At 42.9% G+C, this 25,777-nt stretch carries 20 protein-coding genes; 2 read left to right on the top strand and 18 right to left on the bottom strand.

Translation table 11 applies throughout. The features are described 5' to 3' along the window. Nucleotides 1-135: 135 nt before the first annotated feature. Entirely contained in the window at nt 136-756 is a 621-nt protein-coding gene (locus ACMHKH_RS04730; RefSeq protein ID WP_413519514.1) for a thiol:disulfide interchange protein DsbA/DsbL, read from the top strand. Between the two features lie 313 nt (nt 757-1,069). Here the strand turns inward: ACMHKH_RS04730 and yjgA are convergent, their stop codons facing one another. The 8 genes from yjgA to mazG form a co-directional block, all read right to left on the bottom strand. Further along, nucleotides 1,070-1,582 (bottom strand): ribosome biogenesis factor YjgA, encoded by a 513-nt coding sequence (gene yjgA, locus ACMHKH_RS04735; RefSeq protein ID WP_413519515.1) that lies wholly within the window; start codon nt 1,580-1,582, stop codon nt 1,070-1,072. 68 nt (nt 1,583-1,650) lie between these two features. Next, nucleotides 1,651-2,613 carry an RNase adapter RapZ gene (rapZ, locus tag ACMHKH_RS04740; RefSeq protein WP_413519516.1) on the bottom strand — a complete coding sequence of 321 codons (963 nt, stop codon included), beginning with the start codon at nt 2,611-2,613 and terminating at the stop codon, nt 1,651-1,653. A 74-nt stretch (nt 2,614-2,687) separates the two neighbouring features. Next, nucleotides 2,688-3,542, bottom strand: coding sequence for a pantoate--beta-alanine ligase (gene panC, locus ACMHKH_RS04745; RefSeq protein ID WP_413519517.1), 855 nt, complete (start codon nt 3,540-3,542; stop codon nt 2,688-2,690). A 50-nt stretch (nt 3,543-3,592) separates the two neighbouring features. Then, on the bottom strand, nt 3,593-4,393 hold the full coding sequence (gene panB, locus ACMHKH_RS04750; RefSeq protein WP_413519518.1) for a 3-methyl-2-oxobutanoate hydroxymethyltransferase: 801 nt from the start codon (nt 4,391-4,393) through the stop codon (nt 3,593-3,595). Nucleotides 4,394-4,467: 74 nt separating this feature from the next. Continuing rightward, nucleotides 4,468-5,040, bottom strand: coding sequence for a 2-amino-4-hydroxy-6-hydroxymethyldihydropteridine diphosphokinase (folK, locus tag ACMHKH_RS04755; protein WP_413519519.1), 573 nt, complete (start codon nt 5,038-5,040; stop codon nt 4,468-4,470). A 34-nt stretch (nt 5,041-5,074) separates the two neighbouring features. Next, nucleotides 5,075-7,285 carry a polynucleotide adenylyltransferase PcnB gene (pcnB, locus tag ACMHKH_RS04760; protein WP_413519520.1) on the bottom strand — a complete coding sequence of 737 codons (2,211 nt, stop codon included), beginning with the start codon at nt 7,283-7,285 and terminating at the stop codon, nt 5,075-5,077. 165 nt (nt 7,286-7,450) lie between these two features. Beyond that, nucleotides 7,451-7,753 carry a ComEA family DNA-binding protein gene (locus ACMHKH_RS04765; RefSeq protein ID WP_274902797.1) on the bottom strand — a complete coding sequence of 101 codons (303 nt, stop codon included), beginning with the start codon at nt 7,751-7,753 and terminating at the stop codon, nt 7,451-7,453. A 61-nt stretch (nt 7,754-7,814) separates the two neighbouring features. Next, nucleotides 7,815-8,678, bottom strand: coding sequence for a nucleoside triphosphate pyrophosphohydrolase (gene mazG, locus ACMHKH_RS04770; protein WP_413519521.1), 864 nt, complete (start codon nt 8,676-8,678; stop codon nt 7,815-7,817). A 164-nt stretch (nt 8,679-8,842) separates the two neighbouring features. Here mazG and ACMHKH_RS04775 point away from each other — a divergent pair, with 164 nt between their 5' ends. Continuing rightward, the gene (locus ACMHKH_RS04775) at nt 8,843-10,324 is read left to right on the top strand and encodes a phosphomannomutase CpsG (RefSeq protein WP_413519522.1); all 1,482 of its coding nucleotides are present in this window, start codon (nt 8,843-8,845) and stop codon (nt 10,322-10,324) included. A gap of 143 nt (nt 10,325-10,467) precedes the next feature. Here ACMHKH_RS04775 and ACMHKH_RS04780 read toward each other — a convergent pair whose 3' ends face one another. The 10 genes from ACMHKH_RS04780 to ACMHKH_RS04825 form a co-directional block, all read right to left on the bottom strand. After that, complete coding sequence (locus tag ACMHKH_RS04780) at nt 10,468-11,883, bottom strand: UDP-glucose/GDP-mannose dehydrogenase family protein (RefSeq protein WP_413519523.1); 1,416 nt, start codon at nt 11,881-11,883, stop codon at nt 10,468-10,470. A gap of 37 nt (nt 11,884-11,920) precedes the next feature. Next, a complete protein-coding gene (pgi, locus tag ACMHKH_RS04785; RefSeq protein WP_413519524.1) occupies nt 11,921-13,603 on the bottom strand; it encodes a glucose-6-phosphate isomerase in 1,683 nt (560 codons plus the stop codon). Between the two features lie 3 nt (nt 13,604-13,606). Then, complete coding sequence (locus ACMHKH_RS04790) at nt 13,607-14,491, bottom strand: UTP--glucose-1-phosphate uridylyltransferase (protein ID WP_413519525.1); 885 nt, start codon at nt 14,489-14,491, stop codon at nt 13,607-13,609. A 54-nt stretch (nt 14,492-14,545) separates the two neighbouring features. Further along, on the bottom strand, nt 14,546-15,586 hold the full coding sequence (gene galE, locus ACMHKH_RS04795) for a UDP-glucose 4-epimerase GalE (protein ID WP_413519526.1): 1,041 nt from the start codon (nt 15,584-15,586) through the stop codon (nt 14,546-14,548). 108 nt (nt 15,587-15,694) lie between these two features. Next, nucleotides 15,695-16,570 (bottom strand): succinate--CoA ligase subunit alpha, encoded by an 876-nt coding sequence (gene sucD / locus ACMHKH_RS04800; protein ID WP_413519527.1) that lies wholly within the window; start codon nt 16,568-16,570, stop codon nt 15,695-15,697. Nucleotides 16,571-16,674: 104 nt separating this feature from the next. Beyond that, a complete protein-coding gene (gene sucC / locus ACMHKH_RS04805; RefSeq protein ID WP_413519528.1) occupies nt 16,675-17,841 on the bottom strand; it encodes an ADP-forming succinate--CoA ligase subunit beta in 1,167 nt (388 codons plus the stop codon). A gap of 245 nt (nt 17,842-18,086) precedes the next feature. After that, nucleotides 18,087-19,535 carry a dihydrolipoyl dehydrogenase gene (gene lpdA, locus ACMHKH_RS04810; protein WP_413519529.1) on the bottom strand — a complete coding sequence of 483 codons (1,449 nt, stop codon included), beginning with the start codon at nt 19,533-19,535 and terminating at the stop codon, nt 18,087-18,089. Between the two features lie 272 nt (nt 19,536-19,807). Then, nucleotides 19,808-21,040: a 2-oxoglutarate dehydrogenase complex dihydrolipoyllysine-residue succinyltransferase gene (odhB, locus tag ACMHKH_RS04815; RefSeq protein ID WP_413519530.1), complete on the bottom strand. Its 1,233-nt coding sequence runs from the start codon at nt 21,038-21,040 to the stop codon at nt 19,808-19,810. 174 nt (nt 21,041-21,214) lie between these two features. Continuing rightward, nucleotides 21,215-24,100, bottom strand: a complete 2,886-nt coding sequence (locus ACMHKH_RS04820; protein WP_413519531.1) for a 2-oxoglutarate dehydrogenase E1 component — start codon at nt 24,098-24,100, stop codon at nt 21,215-21,217. Nucleotides 24,101-24,994: 894 nt separating this feature from the next. Then, nucleotides 24,995-25,705 (bottom strand): succinate dehydrogenase iron-sulfur subunit, encoded by a 711-nt coding sequence (locus tag ACMHKH_RS04825; protein WP_413519532.1) that lies wholly within the window; start codon nt 25,703-25,705, stop codon nt 24,995-24,997. Nucleotides 25,706-25,777: the final 72 nt, after the last annotated feature.

A 25,777-nucleotide genomic window follows, 5' to 3' on the forward strand; every position in this document is an offset into this window, starting at 1 on the left:
GAGATGACTCTTCGTCGTCTATCAACTTTGTCATTGCTTATTTGCTTTGGCGTTTATGTGACTGTCAAAGATATGATTATCGAAGCTACAACTATCAACGCAAACTTCTGAATGTCGTTATTTCAAGGAATAAGTATGAAACGTATCATCGCATTAACTGGTTTGGCTTGCGCTATTGGATTTGCCAATATGGGTGCACAAGCTGCCAATTATGTCGCAGGAAAAGACTACCGTGTATTAGATAATCCAGAAAAAATCAGCGGTGATGCTATCATTGTGCGTGAATTTTTTTGGTATGGTTGCCCGCATTGCTACAACCTCAATCCGCATATGGAAAAATGGGCAAAAAACAAAGATAAAGATGTAGCTTTCTTTAAAACCCCAGCAGCCCTAAACCCAGTTTGGGAAGCCAGTGCCCGTGGTTTTTATGCCGCGCAATTACTGGGTTTTGAAAACAAGACCCATGACGCCCTATTTGATACGGTACATAAAGACGGTAAACAACTATTCGATCAAGCGTCATTGAGCAAATGGTACGCCTCAAAAGGGGTAAACGAAAAGAAATTCAACAGCCTTTATAACTCATTTGCTGTGGGTACAAAAATTGGTCGCTCACAAGCAGGTGCTAAACGTTATCAGATCTCAGGTGTACCAGCCGTTATCGTCCAAGGTAAATACGTCGTAACGGGCGAAAGCGCCACCGTACCTAAAGTGGTTGATTTCTTAGTCGACAAAGTACGTGCTGAAAAAAAATAACATGGTTATTTTTAATTAAGCATAAAGAAGCTATAGTCAGTCCAATACGAAAAAGATACAGCAGGACTGGGATAAATTTTTTGCAGCCTCTGTCTGCGTAGACACAGCAAGCCAAAAAAATTTATCCCAGTCCCTCGTTCTCAAAAAATGTATCCTTTTTATTTAGCATCGACTATATTTCTTAGAAAGTAAAAAAGCTCTTAGAAAACAAAAAAGCCAATCATTAACGATTGGCTTTTTTTATTGAATATTCTATCTTTAATTTTTTATAGGTAATCATTAAATCAAATTCGCTTACCTATGCCTCAATTTGCTATTTTTTTAGATTCGTCAAAATAGCAACTTCGCGTATATAACTCGCCAAATCGGCTTTTGATTCTGCCATTAGCTCATCATCGTTTGTATGCTTAGCATACTCAATCCAGAGTAAGAGCTGATACATACTATGCTGCTCAGAGGCTTTGTATTGTTTGACGAACTGCTTAAGCGTACCTTCATCATTGATATTTAAACGCTCATACCAGCTCTCTATCTTAGATACTTGCTCTTTAGGAAAGTAGGCATCAAACAATGCTTTTATCAGCTCATGGCGATTTTCTTCAATCATAAGCTTACCAACACGTTTGGTCTGACGATTGCGTGCATTGGCGCTGGTAATATCGGCAAGTGCCATCAATTCCGCCATAAAATAATCACTGGCAGGTAAAGCTTTAAGTTGTTTTTTCGATAAGCTGGCAAGCGGTATCGACAACTGTTGCAGGCGCTCATGAGCTTTTTTTAGCTCTGTGCGCGATACGCGCATATCTTGTTCTGACCAGTCAATCATAAAAGCTTTCCATTTTTAAAAATAAATAATAAGTATAAAAACAATAGGTATAAAGGGTTTTGTAGACGCTACCAGCGATGCTTTTCACGATGTTTGGCCGTCACGGTTAAGCCCTCTGGCAAGCTATCTTGTAATCTGTCTTGCAAGTGTTTGGTGATAAATACTGAGCGGTGCTTGCCGCCAGTGCAGCCAATGGCGACCGTTACCGTATGGCGATTGTTGTGTAAAAAATCCGGTAACCAACGATTCAAGAATGTAGCAATATCCTCAGTCATCTCAGCAACTTCTGGATAATCCGCAAAAAATACACCTACTTCGGCGTCAAGACCCGTTGCTGCTCGTAGGCTCGGGTTCCAATGCGGATTGGGTAAAATCCGTACATCAAAGACAAAATCTGCATCGATAGGGCTGCCATACTTAAAGCCAAATGATAGCAAGTTAATCACGATCTGATTGTCCACACCGACGTAATTACGCAGACGCTCTTTTAGCTGATGGATATTCAGCATACTGGTATCTATCTTGATATCGGCATGCTTAAATATTGGCTGCAGCATCTGAATTTCTTTCTCAATTGCTGCGGGTAAATTGTCAACGTTATTTTCTATGCTCTTGGTATCTAGTACCATCAACGGATGAATGCGGCGTGTGGCATTAAAGCGGGCAACCAGCGTCTCTTCTTGTGCCGTTACATACATCACCGTGACCGCCTCTTCACCATAAGTCTCTTTTAAACACTCATGGATATCAGCAAAGTTGGATAAATCTGCTCGCGGCGTACGAATATCAACCCCAAGCGCAATGCGTTTAATCCCACTATCACACACTAGCTTTTGCGCTGCTTCAGGCACAAGGGACAAAGGCAGGTTATCAATAGAATAAAAACCCAAGTCTTCAAGGATATTGAGTACCGAAGTTTTACCTGAGCCTGAACGTCCTGACACTACTAAGATACTCAGTTTATGAGCAACGGATTCGTTACAGTCTATAAGCTCTGATTGAGCATTATTAGCGTCCTGATTTACCTTCATGTTCCATCATCCTAATAAGATGCATCCAGCAAATGGCAATGTTATGAATAAAAATGACAAAAACGATATATCGGTTAACGATTCGTCACCAATTGATTATCAAGCAGTCGCGCACGACCTAACCATGCAGCAACGAATATCACCAAGTCTTGATGGTTATTGATACTCTCATCAACAGCAGTCAGCTCAGGCGTTTTCACTTCTAAATAATCAATAATAAAACCAGCACTGGTCATACGCTCGCGAGCTGCCACCAAAAGCAACTCTAATGGCTGCTGATTATCGCCAATCTGTTCGGCTAAATACTGCAACTCTTGCTGCAAGATAGGTGCTACTTTTCGCTCAGATTCACTTAAGTACTGATTGCGCGAAGACAAAGCCAAACCGTCAGTAGCACGAATAATAGGTGCGCCAACAATCTCGATTGGATAGCTTAAATCACGTACCAATTGCTTGATGATTGCCAGTTGCTGATAATCTTTTTGCCCAAATATTGCTACATCAGGCTGCACGATATTAAATAACTTAGAGACGACAATGCCGACGCCATCAAAATGCGTTGGGCGGGTTTTGCCACATAATTGCTCAGTAATAGCCCCAGTGAGAACTGATGTCGGCGGTGGCAATACTGGATACATCTCATCAATAGTAGGAGCAAAAACATAATCAGCGCCGACAGTAGCAAGTTTCGCCACATCTTCATCTAGGGTACGAGGGTAGCTATCAAAGTCTTCACCAACCCCAAACTGCGTTGGATTAACAAAAATACTAATAACCACAATATCTGCAAGCTGTTTGGCTATTTTTACTAGCTCTAAATGACCATCATGCAGATTGCCCATTGTAGGTACTAAAGCAATGCGCTGCGCTGTCCGGTAAGGCCGTAAAGCCAAGCGTAGCTCTGAGATATGGTGATGAATCGTTGGCATAGTTGACTGCTCTTTTACTGATAGATCTAATGACTGACGTTTAAATTTACTTAGCTAAACTGATGCTGCTCTGTGGGGAAACTGCTTTCACGTACCGACTGCTGATAAAGGGCAAATGCGCCTTCGATGCTATGCTCAGTATTGCGCTCATCAGTCAAAAAATCATGAACAAAACGCGGCGCGCGACCATGAACCATACCTAGCATGTCATGCATGACCAGTACTTGACCATCGGTATCAGCACCAGCGCCAATACCAATAACCGGCACTGCAACCGCTTCAGTTACCGCTTTAGCAAGTTCGGCAGGCACACATTCTAGTACCAAAAGTGCGGCACCAGCATTAACGACAGCTTTTGCATCATCGAGAAGTTTTTGACCTGCTTCATCGCCGCGACCTTGTACTTTATAACCGCCAAAAACATTCACCGACTGCGGCGTTAATCCCAAATGTACACACGTTGGCGTGCCTGCTTGCGCCAATGTTGTAACCAACTCGCAAAGCTCACTGCCACCTTCAATTTTGATCACGTGCGCCCCTGCTTGCATCAGCTTGCGGCTGTTAGCAATAGCTTCTGGCAGCGTCACATAGCTCATAAAGGGTAAGTCAGCTAAAATAAGCGCTTGCTTGTTGCTACGAGCGACATTGGCAGTATGATAAGCCATATCATCGACCGTAACCGGCAAGGTTGAATCATGACCCTGCACCACCATGCCCAAACTATCACCGATTAAAATCGTATCAATCTGCGCTTTTTCCATCATGCGCGCAAACATAGCGTCATAACATGTCAAACAAGTAAACTTGGTACCATCTTTTTTAAATTTATTTAAAGTAGATAACGTTGTCATATCACCCTCAATACTTTTAACTATAATAATTATGACTATTCATTAAGCATCAATAGCTTTAACGATTGGCATATCTATATTTGATTACAGCTTAGCTCATTATTTGATAATAATTTTAAGCCTGTCCAATCACTACTGTGTGGAAAATCCGTTATTGGCTTGAGAGCAATGATTAGCTCTGGCGCTAACTCGCGTAGCGGTATCAAGACAAAATTACGCTCATGTAAGCCAGCATGCGGTATTGTCAATTGTGGCTCTGCGATTTGTGCGTCGCCATATAGTAATATATCGACATCGAGACTACGTTCACCCCAATGGCGCAGGCGGGCACGCTTTGCTTGCTGCTCTAGTTGTTGGCAAAATGCCAGCAGTTCAAACGGCGTGAATATGGTTTCAAAACCAGCGACCGCGTTGACAAAGTCAGGCTGATCTTGTGGTCCCATCGGTACTGATGCATAGAATGAAGAAACACGCACCTTGCGCACTTTTTCATCTTTTTGCATCACTTCAAGTGCCTGCTGTAAATGCTCTACCGGCGAACCAAGCTCATTTGCTAAATTACTGCCCAAGCCCACATAGCAGGTAATCCAAGAGCAAGTGGCGATATTATTGCTATCAACATCAGTATCATTAAAGCGCATGTTCATCGTTATCACTTTACTCTCATATCCGCTGTCGACGTTAAACGTCATTGACGCTTGGCTGGCGACGGCGGCGCTTCGATGGCACAGGCCCTTTATTATTATTCATATTACTAACAACTGTTGGACTGGCAACTTGACTGGTTTTAGCAGGCTTTGCAGTTGATGCTTTAGCAGATTTTTGAACTTTATTAACCACTTCATCAGCAGAGTGAGTGACCGACTTAGGCGCTTTCTTTGCGTACTTGCCAGCTGCTTTCTCATTGCTATTAGCGTCTGTTGCCGTTGCTTTTTTGGCACTGCTAGCTTCTGCTACAACGTCAGAACTTTCAATCACAGTAGGCTGACGACGACGGCGTTTATGCGGTATCGGCTCATTATTTATGCTTACGAGTGCAGGTGACTGTGCTACAGTGCGAGTCTCATAGGATACAGCACGTGCGCCACTCGAAGATGACTGAGTCTCTACTGCTACTTTATTGTGCGAGAGGTTGTTTGAATCTACTTTAGCAGCAGGCACTTTAGCAGCAGCTTTTGTCTCTTGTTTCTGTGATTGAGTCTCTGTCGATGCTTTTTTAGCCGATGCATTTTGCTCCATAGGCGCTTGATTAGGCTTAGACCTCGCCTTCTCTGCAATTGGCAGCTGCTTTTTGAGAGGCGGCACAACGTTGCCATGCTCTATAACAAACAGTGGCGCAGGTTTTGGCGTATGCTGCTGATTGATACCATCACTATGGCTAGCCAAAGACAATTGCTGCAGCTGTGCCAGCTCATTATTGTCTTGTGTGACTTGCTGCGCGCTATAACCTTTATTTTTTTGGTTAGCAGATGTATGCTGACTGGCACGGCGGCGACGTGACGGTACATTTGAAGCGTCATTGACAGCAGTCGCTCTAGTATTGTTATGGTCAGATGCTTGGATCTCGCTATCTACTCGATTCACCTTGGCAGTATCGTTCGAACTCTGAAGGTTCTGACGATTACGCCCACGACCACGCTGTCCTTGTTTATAGGCACCACGGCGAATATTTTCATCAAAATTGTCAATGGCTTGATCTTGTTGCTGCTCGGACAAGGTTTGATAGGTCTGCCACCAGTCGCCCATACCATTGGTCGATTCAGATAATGGATGCTCAGCATCGCCACATTGCTCGCGCAATAACAAGAAATCAAAGCCTGCACGAAAGCGTGGATGCTCAGACAACTGTACAATCTGTTTGCTACGCGGCCCAGCTAGTTTTGGCTGCAATATCCAAATATCTCGGATAAACTGTTCAGCGAATTTTGGAATAGCAGTTTTGATACGTTGACGATCAATAACTTTACCTGCTGCATGCATTTGTGCGTCCGCAAAAGGCATATTGCGCTTTTTGGCTTTTTCTAATTGATGTAAATAATTTTCCCACAGCAAAGCAGCGTAAAAGAATGCCGGATTGATACTTTTACCAGCGCCAATACGTTTATCAGTATTAATAGCCACTTGCTGTACTAAAGCACTAGGCTCAGAAGGCGGATAAATAATTAAGCTATCAATCGCACCTGACTCAAACAATAACGGCAATAACGGCACCAGATAACCGCCGGTAAACATCTTTTGCGTTTCGTCATAAAGACGATGCGGAGAGATTTGTTCTAGCAGCGCCCAGTTGCCATCATTGAATTGTGCCGCTAATTCGTTATCAAATTCAAAGCCTAACTTAGCTTTAAAGCGCAAAGCACGCAGCAATCTGACCGGATCTTCTTCAATACGCGTCGGTGCATTACCTAATAAGCGAATAATTTTATTATCAATATCTTCAAGCGCCCCGCAAAAATCATGAACCACACCTTTAAGCGGTTGATAATAAAGGGCGTTGATAGAAAAATCACGACGGGCAAAGTCTTGTTTGATATCGCCCCAGACATTGTCGCGCAGAATCATACCATCTTGATTGGTATTGGAATCATTGATAGGTGGACCACGGAAGGTCGCCACTTCAATAAGCTCACGCCCAGAGTACACATGCGCCAACTGAAAACGGCGGCCGATAATACGGCAGCGCTTACCAAAGACATCTTTAATCTCATGAGGCTTGGCATCAGTGACTGCATCGAAATCTTTTGGACGCAGACCTAGCAAGGTATCACGCACGCCACCGCCGACGATATAGGCGTCAAACCCAGCTCGGGTTAGGGTGGCAATTACTTCAGTAATGGAATTGGGTAATTCAGATTTATTCAGTTCTAACTGCTTGGCGGCACGCTCGGCCATGCATCTACTCCTTGCCTTTATTCTTAACCAACCCTGACGAACACAGCGTCTATCAGGCGGATGTACCTGCTAGTTTAACAAATTTTAAGCTTGCTGGGTGTATTTAGACATTTACTTACATGCTAATTTGTCAATATTGGGGTTAATTAAAGCAAAATACAGCTATTAATCTTGCACGGTTAAACGTCCACGATTTTTCTCAACGGTTTTTGCACCAATCCCCTTCACCTTCGTTAATTCATCAACCGTTTTAAAGCTACCGAACATTTCACGATATAGGATAATGGCTTGCGCTTTGCTGCTGCCAATTCCATTCAACGCTGTCAGCTCACCTTCTGTCGCCCGATTGATATTAATACCTGTTTGCGTACGCGCTTGGGTCAGCGTCGTTTCTTGTTCCAAAAGGTATTTATAAGCACTTTGGGCATTATCAAAACACGGCGCAGCATAAGCGTTATTAAGTAACATGGGGAAAATGCATGCCAAATAGAGAGCAGTGCTCGTTAGCAAATGCGTGAGTGACGATCTATTATGTGCGTTCATGTTGTTTTGCCGCTTCCCACAGCACGTCCATTTCAGTTATATCACTATCTTCTAGACACTTACCCGCGGCGGCTAACTGTTCTTCAATATAGCCAAAGCGTGATTTAAATTTATGCACACAAGTCAGCGTCGCTGTTTCTGCATCGAGGTTTAATTTGCGCGCCACATTAACCAGCGCAAACATACAATCACCCAGCTCTTTTTCAATATCGGTAATATTGGCGTTTATCTCATCTTTAGACTTATCTACAATCTCAGCCTTCAGCTCGTTTATTTCTTCGTCAAGCTTATCAAAGGCGCCAGTGACACCTTCCCAGTCAAAACCCAGTTTCGAAGCCTGTTTTTGCACATCCTGTGCCTGCATAAGTGCACTACCTGCTTTGGTGCTATCTAAACGGCGTTTTGGTTTACCACGTGCTTCGCGTGCGTGCTGCTCTTCTGCTTTGATTTCATCCCAGCGCACTTTCACTGCCGCTTCATCTTCAAGGGTTTCAGCTTCAAATACATGCGGATGACGGCGAATCAGCTTCTCTTGCAAAGTAGTAATGACGTCACTGATATCGAAACGCCCTTGCTCAGCATACATCTGACAATGGAATACCACTTGTAACAGTACATCGCCAAGCTCACCTTTAATATCTTCATCATCATCACTTTGTACCGCTTCACCTAACTCATAAGCCTCTTCAATCGCATAAGGAATGAGGCTGTGATTGCTTTGTTTTTTATCCCAAGGACAATCGCTACGCAGCCGCGCCATTAATGCTAATAAATCGTCCAACTCACTGCTAGCAGCTGGTGTTCCTTGCACAGCTGTAGGTGCTGATATTTGTTTTTTTAGAATACTCATAAAGAATGCTCTTATATTTTAATTGATTAGGCAGCAGAATAAAGCGGCGTTCATAGCAATGGAGCAGTTAGTGTATCATTGATGCGCAATTGACTTATAATCATGTTACTACTGAATTATTTTAATTATTTCATCATTGCTCACCTGCAAGGAACCTTATTACTATGTCCAATTCTGCGACTACTGGCTACCAACCAGCCACTGAATTTAATCCTATTAGCATCAATTCATTTAAGGCTTATGATATTCGTGGCGAGCTTGGAGTAAATCTCGATGAAGATATCGCTTATCGTATTGGGCGTGCCTTTGCACAGATTTTATTTCAGCGTTATAACGTAGCTGATGCCTCTACTGAATTAAAAAACTTAAAGCCTGCTATCGTTATTGGTAGCGATATCCGTGATTCAAGCGAGCAATTAAAACAAGCCACGATCAAAGGCATAGTAGATGCAGGTGTCGATGTTATCGATTTGGGCATGACTGGAACGGAGGAAGTATATTTTGCCACCAGTCACTATCAAGCGTTAGGCGGTATTGAAGTCACTGCCAGCCATAATCCTATCAATTATAATGGCTTAAAACTGGTTAAGGAACACTCAAAGCCGATTAGTGGCGATGATGGCTTAGCAGAGATTCAAGCATTAGCAGAATCGGGACAATTTACTACTGATAAGCCATCCGGAAAGTTGCAACTGTTGACTGATAAAAGTGCCTATATCGACCATGTCATGAGCTTTTTAGATATCGATAAATTGAAACCGTTAAAGCTGGTTATTAATTCAGGCAATGGCAGTGCTGGTCCTGTGGTTGATTTATTGATTGATAAGCTGAAACAAGCTGGCGCGCCCATTGAAGTAATTAAACTGCACCATACACCTGATGGCAGCTTTCCAAATGGCATTCCTAATCCAATGATTTTGGCTAATAGAGCTGCCACTCAGCAGGCTGTCTTAGCAGGCACAGCCGACCTTGGTGTTGCCTTTGACGGTGATTTTGACCGCTGTTTCTTATTTGATGAAAATGGTGAATTTATTGATGGTAGTTATATTGTCGGTATGCTTGCTCAGGCGTTTTTAAATAAACATGCAGGTGAGTCGATTGTGTATGACCCTCGTGTGATTTATAACACTGAAGCCGTTATAAAAGAACATAATGGCAAGGCGGTCATCAGTAAATCTGGGCACTCATTTATCAAGCACGTCATGCGTGATTCTGGCGCTATCTATGGTGGCGAGATGTCCGCTCATCATTACTTTCGCGACTTTTTCTATTGCGATAGCGGTATGATTCCATGGTTACTGACCATTGAGTTATTATCAACCACAGGCAAGACGTTATCAGAATTGGTCAGCGGTTACATCAAAGCGTATCCGAGCTCAGGTGAACTAAACTTTCATCTTACCACTCATGATGCCCCGACGATTATTAGCGCAATTGAAGCTAAATTTAGTGCGCAACATCCAGCTAAATCGGTGCTTGATGGTCTAAGTCTTGATTGTGGCGAATGGCGCTTTAATCTGCGTGCCTCAAATACTGAACCACTTATTAGGCTAAATATTGAAAGTCGCGGTGATGCGCAGTTATTAGCAGACAAAACGCAAGAAATTCAGCAATGGCTTGCGACTCAAGGTGCAATTCCTGCTTAATGCTTTAGTTTTATCTCCTCTAAAAAACCACTGATTCTTCTATAAGAAAGCGCCAGTTAATGAATATATTAACTGGCGCTTTCTTATAGATTTAGTTTAATGCCTGTTGTCTGCTGCGCTAGTTTTGCACTTGATAAAAAGCCTTATTTAGCGCGACCAATACCTCTATATTCACCCACGAGACTGTCAATTTGCGCTCGTGTTAATACATTTTGTGCATCAAATATGGGCATTGCTTGTTGATTTAATGCTGTAATATCCAGCTGATCTTGTGGCGACCAACTGATGATGAAAACCGCCTGTGCTTCACTGAGCTGCTGATAAGGGCGGTGAATCAATTGAAGTAATGGCTGCGACCCATAGAGGGCAGCAAGCTCAGCCTGCGCCTTATCACTATAAACCAGAGTGCGGATATTATAAGACCATAATAACGCCAGTAGTGGATGAATGGCTGATTCCGCTGTCCGTCCCGATCCTGCTTTATAACTACCGCCCCAAATCATCACCGTCTTATTGTCGATAAAGCCATCAAAATATTGCCAAAACTTACGGAATATCAGCTCTTTTTGGTCTTCATTGATGTGCATGACTGACTGTAATAAGGACATCTCTAAGCTATGCTCTCGACTCGACTGCTGTAGTTTGACCAGCTCAGTCGGTAAAGTATTGCCACCAAAACCCCAGCCAGCTTGCAGATAGCTACTACCAACTCGCTCATCAAGTGCCATGATCTGGCTCACTTGTTGGATATCAACCTGTTGGCTATCAGCCAAGCGCGACATCTCATTCATAAAGCTTACCCTTGTGGCAAGCATCGCCATAATACTACTGCGAGCAAACTCTATGGTCGCAATATCAGCATGATGGGACGCGCGAGCATGTTGCATTAAGGGTTGCAGCATGCCTAAATGCTGGCTACTGTCCGCAGTTTTTTCACCCAGTAACCATAAAGATGGCTGCAACATCGAGCTATAAGCGTCACCGTCTTTTAAAAATACGAACGGTAAATAGTAGACCCACGCACGCTTTAGACGCTGTGCCAATGCGGCAATAGCACCTAGCTGCTCAATACCACTCATAATCAGCGGTTGAGTCTGCTGCTGGCTATGATTGAAAGCGGTAATCCAGCTATCTTCTATCCATGCTAACTTAATACTGTCTAAAAACAGCCAATATAGGGCAACTATTTTTTGGTTATTAATGTCATGGCTTATATGACTACGGCTATGGTCGTCATTGTGATTGACAACTTCATAGAACTGTATAAGTGCATCAGCACTGTCAGGCAGCGCATAAATGACGATTTTTTGCTGCTGCACATACATTTGCCATAATGCTTGTAAATGATGCTCAAAACCATATTGCTGTAACTGCTGCGTCAATAACGCTCTATCTGCATACAGATGAACGCACTGACCTAAACTTGCCAGCACCACTGCACTGGTAACTGCTTCAATACTATGACCAATAAGAACGCAGACGGTAGGACTCACAGCAGAATTATTAAGCGGATTTGGTTCAGGTGTGTACGTGTGTTTATCTATGACATCAGCGCTCATGAGTTTACCTTTAATAATGATTGACGTAGTAAAACTATCAAGACAACTGTTGAATGTGTTTTAAAAGCTGGTTGGTGGAAGTATCAAATTGGACACTTTCCTCTTGCTGCATGGCGTCATGAACTGACTCTGCCATCTGCTTGCCCATTTCAACCCCCCATTGGTCAAACGGGTTGATATCCCAAACACTCGCCATAACATAAACTTTATGCTCATAAAGCGCGATCAGCGCTCCTAAGCTATGCGGGGTTAGCTCATCGATAAGCAAGGTCGTTGAAGGCTGATTGCCTCGGTAGTATTTATATTTGTCGGCATTGAAATCTACCTGAGCTGCAGTATCGGCGATAGCGGCATTACCAAAAGCCAGCACGCGGCTTTGTGCTAGACAGTTGGCCAAAGACAATTCATGCTGTTGTTGTAGTGGCGTATTTTTTGCCTCATCATTATAACGACGTACGCAGGCGATAAAGTCGCAAGAAACTTGCTGCGTTCCTTGATGCAGTAGCTGATAAAAAGCATGCTGAGCATTGGAGCCAATCTCACCCCATAAAATTGGACAAGTGTCATAATCAATACGCTCGCCATACTGAGTAACCGACTTACCGTTACTTTCCATCTCAAGCTGGGTCAAGTAACTGGGCAAATAGCTTAAACGTCCATCATAAGGCAATACCGTATGGGCATTCACTTTTAAAAAGGTACTGTTCCAAACTGCAAGCAAGCCTAACAATACGGGTAAGTTTTCTGCAAAATCAGTCTGCGCAAAATGCTCATCCATGCTATGAGCACCGCTCAACAGCGCTTTAAACCCAGACATACCGATACGAATGGCAATAGCCAATCCAATCGCTGACCATAAAGAAAAGCGGCCGCCAACCCATTCCCAAATTTGTAGTTGATGCTCAGGATGAATGCCCCAAGCACTCATCTTTTTGCTATTGGCTGAGATACCGATAAAATGTCGACGTAACACACTGTCTTCAGTACCAGCGCGAAGACTTGCCGTGGCAAGTAACCATGATAATGCTGTTTTGGCATTCGATAGTGTATCAACGGTGCCAAAAGACTTCGATGAGATGATAAATAAAGTGGTCTCAGGATTTAAATGCTTGAGCAAATTATCAAGCTGGGTGCCATCCATATTTGAGACAAAATGCACTTCGATATCGGTATCTGCCCACTCATCAAGCGCGGTAGCCGCCATTAGTGGCCCTAAATCAGACCCGCCAACCCCGATATTGACCACATCGGTCATGGCCTTACCTGAGAAGCCACGCCATGTATTATCACGTACCCGCTCAGATAATCTGGCAACCTGCGCCAAACTGTGATGGACATCGGCAACCACATCTTGTTTGCCAAATTCTTGGTTAGCGACTTGTAACGTTGCTTTCGCCGGTAAGCGTAGTGCTGTATGCAAAGCTGCGCGCTCTTCACTGGTATTGACCATCGCCCCTTGCAGCAAAGCTTTAATACGCGCAGACAGATCACAGCTATCTGCTAAGCTCAATAAATTCGCTAATACCGTCTCATCAATACACTGCTTGCTATAATCCATATATAGCGCACCAGCTTGCGTACTAAAGCGAGTAGTACGCTCATCGTCCTTTGCAAATAGCTGAGCAAGCGACCATGGCTGTTCAGCTAGCGTTTGCAGCGGCTGCCAATATTTAGAGCGACGGGCGCTACCATACACTTTATCGTCTTTTATAACGTTCATCCGTTACTCTTTATCTGCTAATTGCTGCTGAGCGAAATAAATAAACGCCTGCATGTAAGAACGCATATCACCAGCATCATAACTATCACCGCGCATGGTGGTAACATTGACCCCATACTCACTGATAAGGGCGTCAATGGCATCCGTCAATTGAATCTCACCACCGACCGAAGCTTCAGTATTGGCTAAATAATCAAAAATTTTATTACTAAATACATAGCGACCAACCACGGCGAGTCTTGAGGGTGCATCTGCTACATTGGGCTTTTCTACAAAACCAGCAACTTTAAAGCTGACATTCATATCCGCTTCGTCATCTACTGGATTCGCATCGCTAAACATTTCATGTAATTGGGCGATACCATACTTATGCACATCCTCATCCGCAACTTTATCAACCAATATTTGCGAATGGTTATCTTTAGCGAAAGCGTCAATCATAAAAGCTAAATTATCAGCAGTCATATCGCCATTGAAGGGATCAAGTACCACATCTGGTAGTAGTACCGCAAAATCATGCTCACCAATAATTGGGCGTGCAGCAAGTACCGCATGACCTAATCCCAATGGCTTACCCTGACGTATCATCGATATGGTTACGTCATCTGGCAACCAGTTTAAGCTGTCTGCTAGCTCGTCTTTACCTTTCACACGCAATTGATTATCTAGCTCGGCATTGATATCAAAGTAATTTTCAATGCCACTCTTTTGGGCATGACCAACCAAGACGATATGTTTAATACCAGCAGCAATGGCTTCTTCGACTACATAATGAATGGCTGGACGATTACCAAGTGGCAGTAGCTCTTTAGGTACTGATTTAGACAGCGGCAACATACGAGTACCAAAGCCTGCGACAGGAATAACAGCATGAGTGATTTTATTCATAATTTTTAAACTGTATTAAAAGAAGAATGGAGGCAAATCTATATTCTATAAAATTTAAACTGTTTCATAACCATGAGGATTCCTACTTTGCCAGCGCCACGTATCTTGGCACATATCGGTAATAGAAAGGCTTGCCTCCCACCCTAATAGCTGTTTAGCTTTATCAGCACTGGCATAGCAACTGGCAATATCACCGGCTCGTCGCTCAGCAAACTGAAAAGGAATATCTTGAGCGGATACGGTAGAAAATGCTTTAACCAACTCTAATACCGAAGTTCCTTTACCTGATCCTAAATTGATAGGCAGAAAGCCCAAACTTTGGCTTTGCTGCTTTAGATAATTGAGTGCTGCAACATGACCCTCTGCAAGGTCAGTGACATGAATAAAATCACGTACACCCGTACCATCAACGGTAGCATAATCATTACCAAAAACACTGAGTTTATCAAGCTTGCCAACCGCGACTTGCGAGATATAAGGCATCAAATTATTAGGAATATCGTTTGGATCTTCACCAATTTGACCCGATGAGTGCGCGCCTACTGGATTAAAATATCTTAAAGGTATAAGGCTCCAGCTGTTATCTGATACTGCTAAATCTTCTAAAATATGTTCAACCGTAAGCTTGCTTTGTCCATAAGGATTTGTACAAGAACGCGGAGAATCTTCATTAATTGGCAGGATTTCAGGATCACCATAGACCGTAGCTGATGATGAAAAGACTAAGTTTTTAACATCATATTCAGCCATGACTTCAAGTAAGGTAATCGTACCACTCACATTATTATCATAATACATCAATGGCTTAGCCACAGATTCTCCAACCGCTTTTAAACCAGCAAAATGAATTACGCCAAAGAATCGATGGGCTGAAAATACTTTTCTTAATGAGTCAGCATCACGAATGTCACCTTCAATAAAATCGATAGGCTGACCAATAAGGCTAGAGACACGATTTACAGCTTCACGACTACTATTAGATAAATTGTCGTATATCATTACCTCATAGCCTGCTTCGTACAGTGCAATACAAGTATGCGAACCGATATATCCTGCGCCACCAGTCACTAATATTTTATTTTTATTATTTTCCATATCGATATCCAAAGCTATTTTCAAAATAAAAAAAGACACCCCATTGTAGGGGTGCCTTCATTTTTTTTCAACGTCATTTGAGTATTAGCAGTCAGTTAGCTGCTGATACTACCAGCCTGTTACTTCTTTTAGTTTCTCACCCAATTTTGATGGGTCACGCGTGTAAGCAATACCTGCCGCTTCGAACGCTTTAAATTTATCTTCAGCAGTACCTTGACCACCAGAGATGATAGCGCCGGCATGACCCATACGCTTGCCTTCAGGAGCAGTAACACCAGCGATATAACCAACAACTGGTTTAGTAACATGGTCTTTGATATAAGCAGCTGCTTCTTCTTCAGCAGTACCACCGATTTCACCGATCAAGATAATCGCTTCAGTTTGTGGATCTTCTTGGAACAATTTCAAGGCATCAATCTGGTTCATACCAGGAATCGGATCACCACCGATACCGATACAGGTTGATTGACCAAAACCAAGTTTAGTGGTTTGAGCAACAGCTTCATAAGTCAATGTACCAGAGCGTGAGATGATGCCCACTTTACCTGGTAAATGGATGTGACCTGGCATGATGCCGATTTTGCACTGACCTGGGGTGATAACGCCTGGGCAGTTAGGACCAATTAGACGTACATCGCCTGCTTCTTCAAGATAGCGTTTGGCTTTTAGCATATCAAGCGTTGGTACGCCTTCAGTGATTACTACAATCAGCTTCACACCAGCGTCAATTGCTTCAATGATAGAATCTAGTACGAAAGGAGCAGGTACATAGATAACAGAAGCGTCTGCTTGAGTCGCTGCCATTGCTTCGTTCATAGTGTTGAATACTGGTAAGCCTAGGTGCGTCTGACCGCCTTTACCTGGAGTTACGCCGCCAACAACTTTAGTACCATATTCGATGGCTTGTTCTGAGTGGAACGTACCATTTTTACCGGTAAAACCTTGCACCAATACTTTGGTGTCTTTATCAATTAATACACTCATTATCTTATCCTTGTATGCGGTTGTCTGGTAGGCGCTTGCCTATCCTGCCACGTTAAATGTTAACGGCAGCAGAATGACAGCAAACACCTTGTACTATTGAGCAATTAAGCTTTAACAGCGTCAACAATTTTCTGAGCGGCGTCTGATAAACCTTGAGCTGAAATTAATTTCAGACCAGATTCTTCTAGGATTTTCGCGCCAAGCTCAGCATTGTTACCCTCTAAGCGGACAACAACAGGTACTTTTACGTCAACTTCTTTGATAGCAGCGATGATCGCTTCTGCAATCATGTCACAACGCACGATACCACCGAAGATGTTGATTAATACACCCTCAACGCTGCTGTCTTCAAGAATGATCTTGAATGCTTCAACAACGCGATCTTTAGTTGCACCGCCGCCAACGTCCAAGAAGTTAGCAGGTTTGCCGCCGTACAATTTGATGATATCCATCGTTGCCATTGCAAGACCGGCACCGTTAACCATACAACCGATATTGCCTTCTAGCGCAACATAGTTTAGATCAAACTCAGCCGCTTTAAGCTCACGCTCATTTTCTTGTGATTTGTCTTGTAGCGCAGCAATTTTAGGCAAACGATATAGTGCGTTTGAATCGATACCAATTTTGCCATCAACACAAACGATTTCGCCATTTTCGCGAACCGCTAATGGGTTGATTTCAAGTAAATCAATGTCGTTTTCAATGAATGCTTGATAAGCACCAGTCATTAATTTAACGAATTGATTGATTTGCTTGCCTTCAAGACCCAATTTAAACGCCACTTCACGCGCTTGGAATGGCAATAAACCAACCAATGGATCGATGCTGGTTTTAAAGATTTTTTCTGGCGTATTGTTAGCAACTTCTTCAATATCAACACCACCTTCAGTTGATGCCATAAACGTCACACGACGTGAAGAGCGGTCAACAACAGCGCCAAGATATAGCTCAGTTTGTACTGGGTACATATCTTCTGCAACCAATACGAAGTTAACTGGCTGACCAGCAGCATCGGTTTGATACGTTACTAAGTTCGTACCGATAAGCTCATCAGTCACTTGCTTCGCTTCTTCGCGAGTTTTAACCAGTTTTACGCCGCCCGCTTTACCGCGACCACCAGCATGAACCTGCGCTTTAATAACAGCGATATCGGTTGGATTTTTGTCAAAAGCTGCTGCTGCTTCGTCGCCACTGTAGGCAATGATGCCTTCTTGAATTGGCAAGCCATAGCTTTTCAATAGCTGTTTTGCTTGATACTCATGTAAATTCATTGATTGAATCCTTTATTATTACCATTAATAAAAAATGAAAACCCATACATTGTAGAATGCTCTACGGTATTTAAGACCAACGCATCATTTAAAAATAGCCATTCAAAAATACAAATTCAAAACAGCTGTTTAAACAGTGCGATGGTCATGTCATCATCTAATAACCATTTAAAACACTTAAAGCATCTTTGTAAAATGTACCTTTATAAAAAAATATTTATAAAGAACACTTTAAGCGATTAAAATTATTTACGCTTTTTACGTTGGATTGCGTGAATCGGACGACCGTCTGCTGACAATGCTGCTTCATGTACCGCTTCAGAGATCGTTGGATGCGCGAACGTCATCAACTGTAAATCTTCGATGCTTGATACAAATTCCATCGCAATCATACCTTGATGGACGATATCGCCCGCGCCAGCAGAAATCGCATGCATACCTAACAAACGGTCTGTTTTAGCATCAGCAACGACCTTGATAGAGCCTTCGCCTTCACTTTGAGCCAAAGCACGACCATTAGCCGCTAAGCTGAATGAGCCCGTTTTAACTTCAAAACCTGCTTCAGTGGCTTCTTGCTCAGTCATACCTACCCATGCGATTTCTGGATGGGTATAGATAACGTTGATGATGGTGTCATAATTAATTTGGGCTTTTTCGCCATGAATACGCTCAACCGCCATGATGCCTTCTTCTGATGCTTTATGCGCCAGCATAGGACCACGTACCAAGTCACCGATAGCATAGACGCCATCAAGATTGGTTTTGCACTGATCATCAACATCAATCAAACCACGTTCAGTTAGATTAATACCGCTGTCATCACCTAGCAATTTTTCAGAATAAGCGCGACGACCGACACAAACGATTAATTTATCAAAGCGCTGCTCTGAAGACTCGCCTTTGTTTTCGCTAGTAACGACAACTTCTTCACCATCGATTTCAGCTTTGATAACTTTGGTATCGACACGAATATCAAGACCTTGCTTTTTGAACATCTTGGCCGCTTCTTTAGCCATGTCTTTGTCAGCAGCTGCTAAGAAACTTGGTAGCGCTTCATAAACCACTACTTCTGAACCCAAACGACGCCATACTGAACCAAGCTCAAGACCAATAACACCAGCACCGATTACGCCTAGACGCTTAGGTACTTCAGTGAAATCCAATGCGCCTGTTGAGTCAACGATACGGTCATGATCAGTTTTAGCAACAGGAATATCGATAGGGATAGAACCTGAGGCAAGGATGACATTCTTAGCAGTAATAGTAGACTCAGCAGCATCTTCAGCGGTGAATTTAACTTTTTTATCACTACCTTTACCGTCAACTAAAGTACCCCAGCCTTGTAGCCAGTCGATACCATTACCTTTAAATAAACCCTCAATACCACCGGTTAATTGCTTAACGATAGCTTCTTTACGGCCAATCATCGTTTCGATATCGATAGTCACATCACCAGTGCTGATGCCATGCTCATCAAGGTCATGCTTAGTCGCTTCATAACGATGTGAGCTATCAAGCAAGGCTTTTGATGGGATACAACCAACGTTTAAACAAGTACCGCCAAGTGCAGGTGCACCCTTATAGATACGTTTTTCGATACAAGCGACGCTCATACCAAGTTGGGCGGCACGGATAGCGGCAACATAACCACCAGGACCACCACCAATAACGACTAAATCATAATTGTCTTTCATAATAGGTTCCTATTTTAATTTTAGTTTAATTTTAGATATCATATAAACCAATTTTATCTCGTTAGTAAACCATCGACTTATCTGTTCGATAACCAATACGATATCTAAATGTTAGATAATAGATGCGTTTAAAAAAGACGATAAAGATGGCTGCTGGGTATTCTTAGCTCATTGCTCATAAGATAGAACTGAAAAAGCTAAAAGGCATTAAAAGATAGTCTATACAAAGCTAAAAAGCTTGTACCAGTCATCACTGATACAAGCCCAAAAACTTAAAGATCTAAAAGTAGCATAGTAGGGTCTTCAACCAATTCTTTAATCGTTACTAAGAATTGTACCGCTTCTTTACCATCAATCATACGATGGTCATAAGACAATGCCAGATACATCATTGGTAAGATAACCACTTCACCGTTAACCGCCATTGGGCGGTCATTAATAGCATGCATACCCAAGATAGCGGTTTGTGGTGGATTCAAGATAGGCGTTGACATCAATGAACCAAATACACCGCCGTTTGAAATGGTGAACGTACCGCCCATCATGTCATCTAGACCAAGCTTACCTTCTTGTGCTTTGCCACCAAACTCACGAATCTTAGCTTCAACATCAGCCATGCTCATGCTATCGGTATCACGTAGTACTGGTACGACAAGACCACGGTTAGAAGATACCGCAACACCGATGTCGTAGTAGCCATGATAGACGATATCATCGCCGTCTAACGAAGCGTTTACAGCTGGGAAACGTTTTAGTGCTTCGGTCGCCGCTTTCACGAATAACGACATAAAGCCTAAACGGGTGCCATGACGTTTTTCGAACTGATCTTTATACTTAGCACGCATGTCCATCAACGGTTTCATGTTAACTTCGTTAAACGTCGTTAGCATTGCAGTTTCTTGAGACGCTGCTAGCAAACGATTCGCAACTGTTTTGCGTAGACGCGTCATCGGTACACGGCTCTCGCTACGTGGACCAGCTTCAGCAACAGGCTGACCACTGTCAGTTTTGATGCTGCTATTTGCTTTTAGGGTTGGGCTTGCCATATCACTTTTAGTGACTCGACCGCCGCGACCACTGCCTTCAACATCCTTAGGATCTACACCAGACTCTTTTGCTGCTTTACGAACTGCTGGGCTTTGATCTTTATGATCAGATTCGCCTTTTTTATCAGTTACTTGTACTGGCTCGCCACCATCTGCCGCTTGCTTAGGTTGAACAGGGGCAGCTGGTTGATCTGGATCAACGGCTGGTGCCGCTTCAGCACTAGCACCGGCTTCAAACTCAGCAATTAACTCATCAGACAATACGGTATCGTCTACATGCTTAACGATGCGAGTTACCACACCATTGTCAGGGGCAACCACTTCTAATACCACTTTATCAGTTTCGATTTCAGCTAATAGGTCATCACGATTAACTTGTTGACCTTCAGTGACATGCCATTCAACGATTGTACCATCGGCAACCGATTCTGGAAAAACGGGGGCTTTAATTTCAGCCATCGATATACTCCTTAGATTTAGATATTACTATTTATAATTAAGTCGTGATAGACAGTCAATACCGCTTTCAATTGTGATACTTAAGTGATAAAACTTAAATTGGCTCACTTGGTATTGACTGCCATCGCCTGATTCATGTATTGCATATAATCTGTTATTTATTTAGAAAAACTGCTATTTAGACAGCTCATCTACACTGATACCAAGACCACCAGCGATTAAATCTAATTGTTGCTGCACGTGTAATTTTGCTGAACCTGTCGCAGGCGCTGCACTCGCAGGACGTGCTACCGGATCCAATAATTTTGCTTTGGTTGGGTGCGGTACGACAATACGGTACATATTAGGGGCTAAATAATACCAAGCGCCTTGATTTAATGGCTCTTCTTGCGTCCATACAATCTCTTCTAAATTGCTGTATTTTTCAATCTCAGCAACCAAACGCTTCTCTGGCATCGGATAAAGCTGTTCGATACGGACGATAGCCACATGGTCAAGACCGAGTGCACGGCGCTGCTCAAGCAAATCATAATAAACTTTGCCGCCACATAGCACCATACGAGTCACGTTGTCCGCATTTTGCTGATCGATCTCTGGCAATACGGTTTCGAACTTACCGTTTGCTAACTCTTCTAGTTGAGAGGTAGCAAGCTTATGACGTAGCAAGCTCTTTGGTGACATGACAATCAATGGCTTACGAATTGGGCGAACCGCTTGACGACGTAGCGCATGATAAATCTGGGCAGGCGTTGTCGGTGTGATGACTTGCATATTGTCTTCAGCACATAGCTGCAAGAAGCGCTCAAGACGGGCTGATGAATGCTCAGGACCTTGACCTTCAAAGCCATGCGGTAATAACATCGTTAGACCACAAACACGCTGCCATTTGGTTTCGCCACTCGCGATAAATTGGTCGATAACGACTTGGGCACCGTTAACAAAATCACCGAACTGCGCTTCCCAAACGACCAATGCATTTGGCACGGTAGTCGCATAGCCATATTCAAAAGCCAATACCGCTTCTTCTGATAGCAATGAGTTATAAGTGGCAAAGCGTGCTTGCTCTTCGCTCAGGTGAGCAAGTGGCACATACATGCTGCCGTCTTCAATATTGTATAGTTCACTGTGACGATGTGAGAACGTACCACGCCCGACATCTTCACCAGTAATACGTACCAAAACTTTGTCATGATCAACCAGTGACGCATATGCCAATGTCTCAGCGGCACCCCAGTTTAGAGGCTCTTCGCCAGTTTGCATGGCTAAACGCTGCTCAACCACTTTTTGTACTTGGCGTTGTAGCTTGTAGCCTTCAGGCATTTCTGCCATACGGCGACCATAGCCTTTTAGCACTTCGATATCGACACTGGTATCCCATTCATCGACCAATTCATGACCAAGATAAGGGGTCCAATCGACAAACATATCTTCATTCGGATCATTTACCAATGAATTGGCAACGTACTCACCGCGGTCTAACGATTCACGATAATGATCTTCTAAGCGCGTTTCGTCTTCTTTAGTTAGCAGACCTTCTTCAATCAACTTTTGCGCATAAATAGTACGCGTAGTCGGCAGCTTTTTAATGACAGCGTACATGAGTGGCTGCGTGGCAGATGGCTCATCGGCTTCGTTATGACCGTTACGGCGATAGCAGAACAAATCCATAATGATGTCTTTGTCAAACTCATGACGATAATCTAATGCCAATTGCGCCGCAAATACGACAGACTCAGGATCATCACCGTTGACGTGCAAAATCGGTGCATGGACCATTTTTGCCACATCGGTACAATATTCAGTTGAACGCGCGTCTTCTTGACGGCTAGTAGTAAAACCAACTTGGTTATTGATGACAATATGAACCGTACCACCCGTGGTATAAGCACGGGTTTGTGACATCTGGAACGTCTCTTGTACCACGCCTTGACCGGCAAAAGCGGCATCACCATGAATAACGATTGGCAATACTGAGTTGCCTGTTTTGTTATCTTGTAATGGCTGATCGTTACGGCGTACTTGACGCGCGCGTACCGAGCCTTGTAGTACTGGAGCAACGATTTCAAGATGCGATGGGTTAAACGCCAATGCTAAATGCGCCTCGCCACCTGGTGTCATCACGTTTGATGAAAAACCATTATGATATTTTACGTCACCTGAGCCTTTTTCTGGCTGTACTTTACCATCGAACTCATCAAACAAATCGGCAGGGTTTTTACCCAAGATATTCACCAATAAGTTCAAGCGTCCACGGTGAGCCATACCGATGACCATCTCTTTGGTACCATAACCGCCAGCACGTTGGATGATTTCATTGATAGCTGGAATAAAGCTCTCGCCTCCTTCCAAACCAAAACGCTTCACGCCTGTATATTTACGTGCAAGGTACTTCTCTAAACCTTCCGCTGCCGTCAAACGCTCAAGAATAGATAAGCGTTTTTCTTGATCAAATTTAATATGACCTAAGTTAGTTTCTAGATATTTTTCCATCCAGCGTTTTTCGGTACTGGTAGTCACGTGCATGTATTCTATGCCGATATAACGGCAATAGACACGCTCCATGATTTCAATGATTTCACGTAGCGGCGCTTCGCTTTTACCAATATTTAAATCATTGGTAGGAAATACCGTATCTAAATCTGCTTCAGAAAGATTGTGATAGGCAAGGGTCAAATCCTCTACTTCCGCGCGCGGATGTAGGCTTAACGGATCTAACTGCGCACGGCGATGACCACGGCGGCGATAGGCTGAAATGAGTTGCTGTACACCCATTTGCTTGTTATCACCAACATTGTTGCTATGACTACTAGCCGAACTACTATTATCAGTGCTGACCTTATTGGCCGTCTGATTACGGGCTAATAATAAAAACTGGTCTTTAATAGCATTGTGCTGCGCATCGTTTGGTGATTTGTATTGTTCAAAATACGTCTGCCAATCGCTGCCAACACTATCAGGGTCATCTAGGTATTGCTCGTAGAGGGCTTCAATATAACTGGCGTTATCAGCGGCCAATTCTGTTTGATCTACGCTTGCTGCTTCTTTAGTTATACTATTCATAATAATCGTCTATTTGATAGATAAATGAATGGAATCGTGCTTATTATTGTCAAATCTGTTAGATATGGTCGGCTTGATAGCCTATCTTGCGAAGAACTTGCTTATCCTTACTATATTTTTAATGACTTCCTGTCCTTTTAATCAATACGCTGTTAGAAAATAGCGATTAACCAGCATTTTCTGCAGAAAACTATTCACATTATTTGTGAACGTCCAGTTTTCTGATGGCGCTCGTCTCAAAACATTAATTTATATATACTGCTGTGAGCTATAACCAAACTGTTGCCTATGGCTTTTTATCAAAAATTTTTCAGCTGGCTTTTTTATGAGCCATTAGTGCTGAAAAATTTGGCTATTGCCAATTTTGATGAGCTTTTGACAAATGATACACTGCCGTATAGCGTAACATGGCTATTTGAGTACCCATAGTTTGTTTGTTCAATACTTGGTATTTACGTAATGAATATCAGTTATCAATTTGAGCAACTCATATTTGATTGACATTGTACCTTGCGGCTAGGCTTTAATCATAGCTTTGGCTATTATATACCTTCTATCCTCGTCATTCACCCCTATAATCTGGTATTAACCAAGCATTTTTTATGCTTAGCTATTACTATTTATAATTATATAGGCAGATGGCGCAGATAACAGCTTGTCTTACACATGAGCAACGTATTGTTAGTATCGCCTTACGTGCCATCATTGTTCTGCTGCAAATCCAAATATTGACTTAAAACAGCTGGTTTAAAACAACTGAATTAAAAATATTGACCAAGCCTTGCTACTATACGCTAACGTTTTGCTTATTTTAATGAATAAAAAACACCACCTTATCTCAGGTGGTGTTTTTTTATAGCACTATTATAAAGCTAATTGACGCTAAAAGGTATCTTAACCTGCTTGATCAATCAACAAGTTGCGTAGATGACCGATCGCTTTGGTTGGATTCAAACCTTTTGGACATACTGATACGCAGTTCATAATACCGCGGCAACGGAACAAACTGAATGGATCGTCTAAACGAGCCAAACGCGCACGTGTATCCGTGTCACGACTGTCCGAAACAAAACGGTTGGCATTTAGAAGTGCTGCTGGACCTAAGAACTTATCAGGGTTCCACCAAAATGACGGGCAGCTGGTTGAACAACAAGCACATAAAATACATTCATATAAACCATTGAGCTTGTCACGTTGTTCAGGTGACTGCAAACGCTCAGTTGCTGGCGCTGGCTGCTCATTAATTAAGAATGGATGTACTTTCTCATACTGCTCATAGAATTGGTTCATATCGACAACCAAATCACGAACTACTGGCAAGCCTGGTAACGGGCGAACCGTTACTTTTTCTGGCAAGGTATTCATGTTGATAAGACATGCCAAACCATTTTTACCGTTAATATTCATACCATCAGAACCACAGATGCCTTCACGGCATGAGCGGCGGAAGGTTAGTGTTTCATCTTCCTTCTTTAGGCGTAATAACACGTCAAGCAACATACGATCTGAGTCTAGTAGCTCAATCGTATAAGTTTGCATACGTGGCGCTGCGTCCATATCAGGATCGTAGCGATAGATTTCGATGGTGCGAGTACCTCGGCTCATAATGCTAAACTCCACACGTCGGTGATGGCGGGCGTACAAGGCTTGCAACCTAAAGATTGCAATATATCAGCG

This window comes from Psychrobacter glacincola (genome assembly GCF_965118485.1).
Classification (GTDB): Bacteria; Pseudomonadota; Gammaproteobacteria; order Pseudomonadales; family Moraxellaceae; genus Psychrobacter; species Psychrobacter glacincola_D.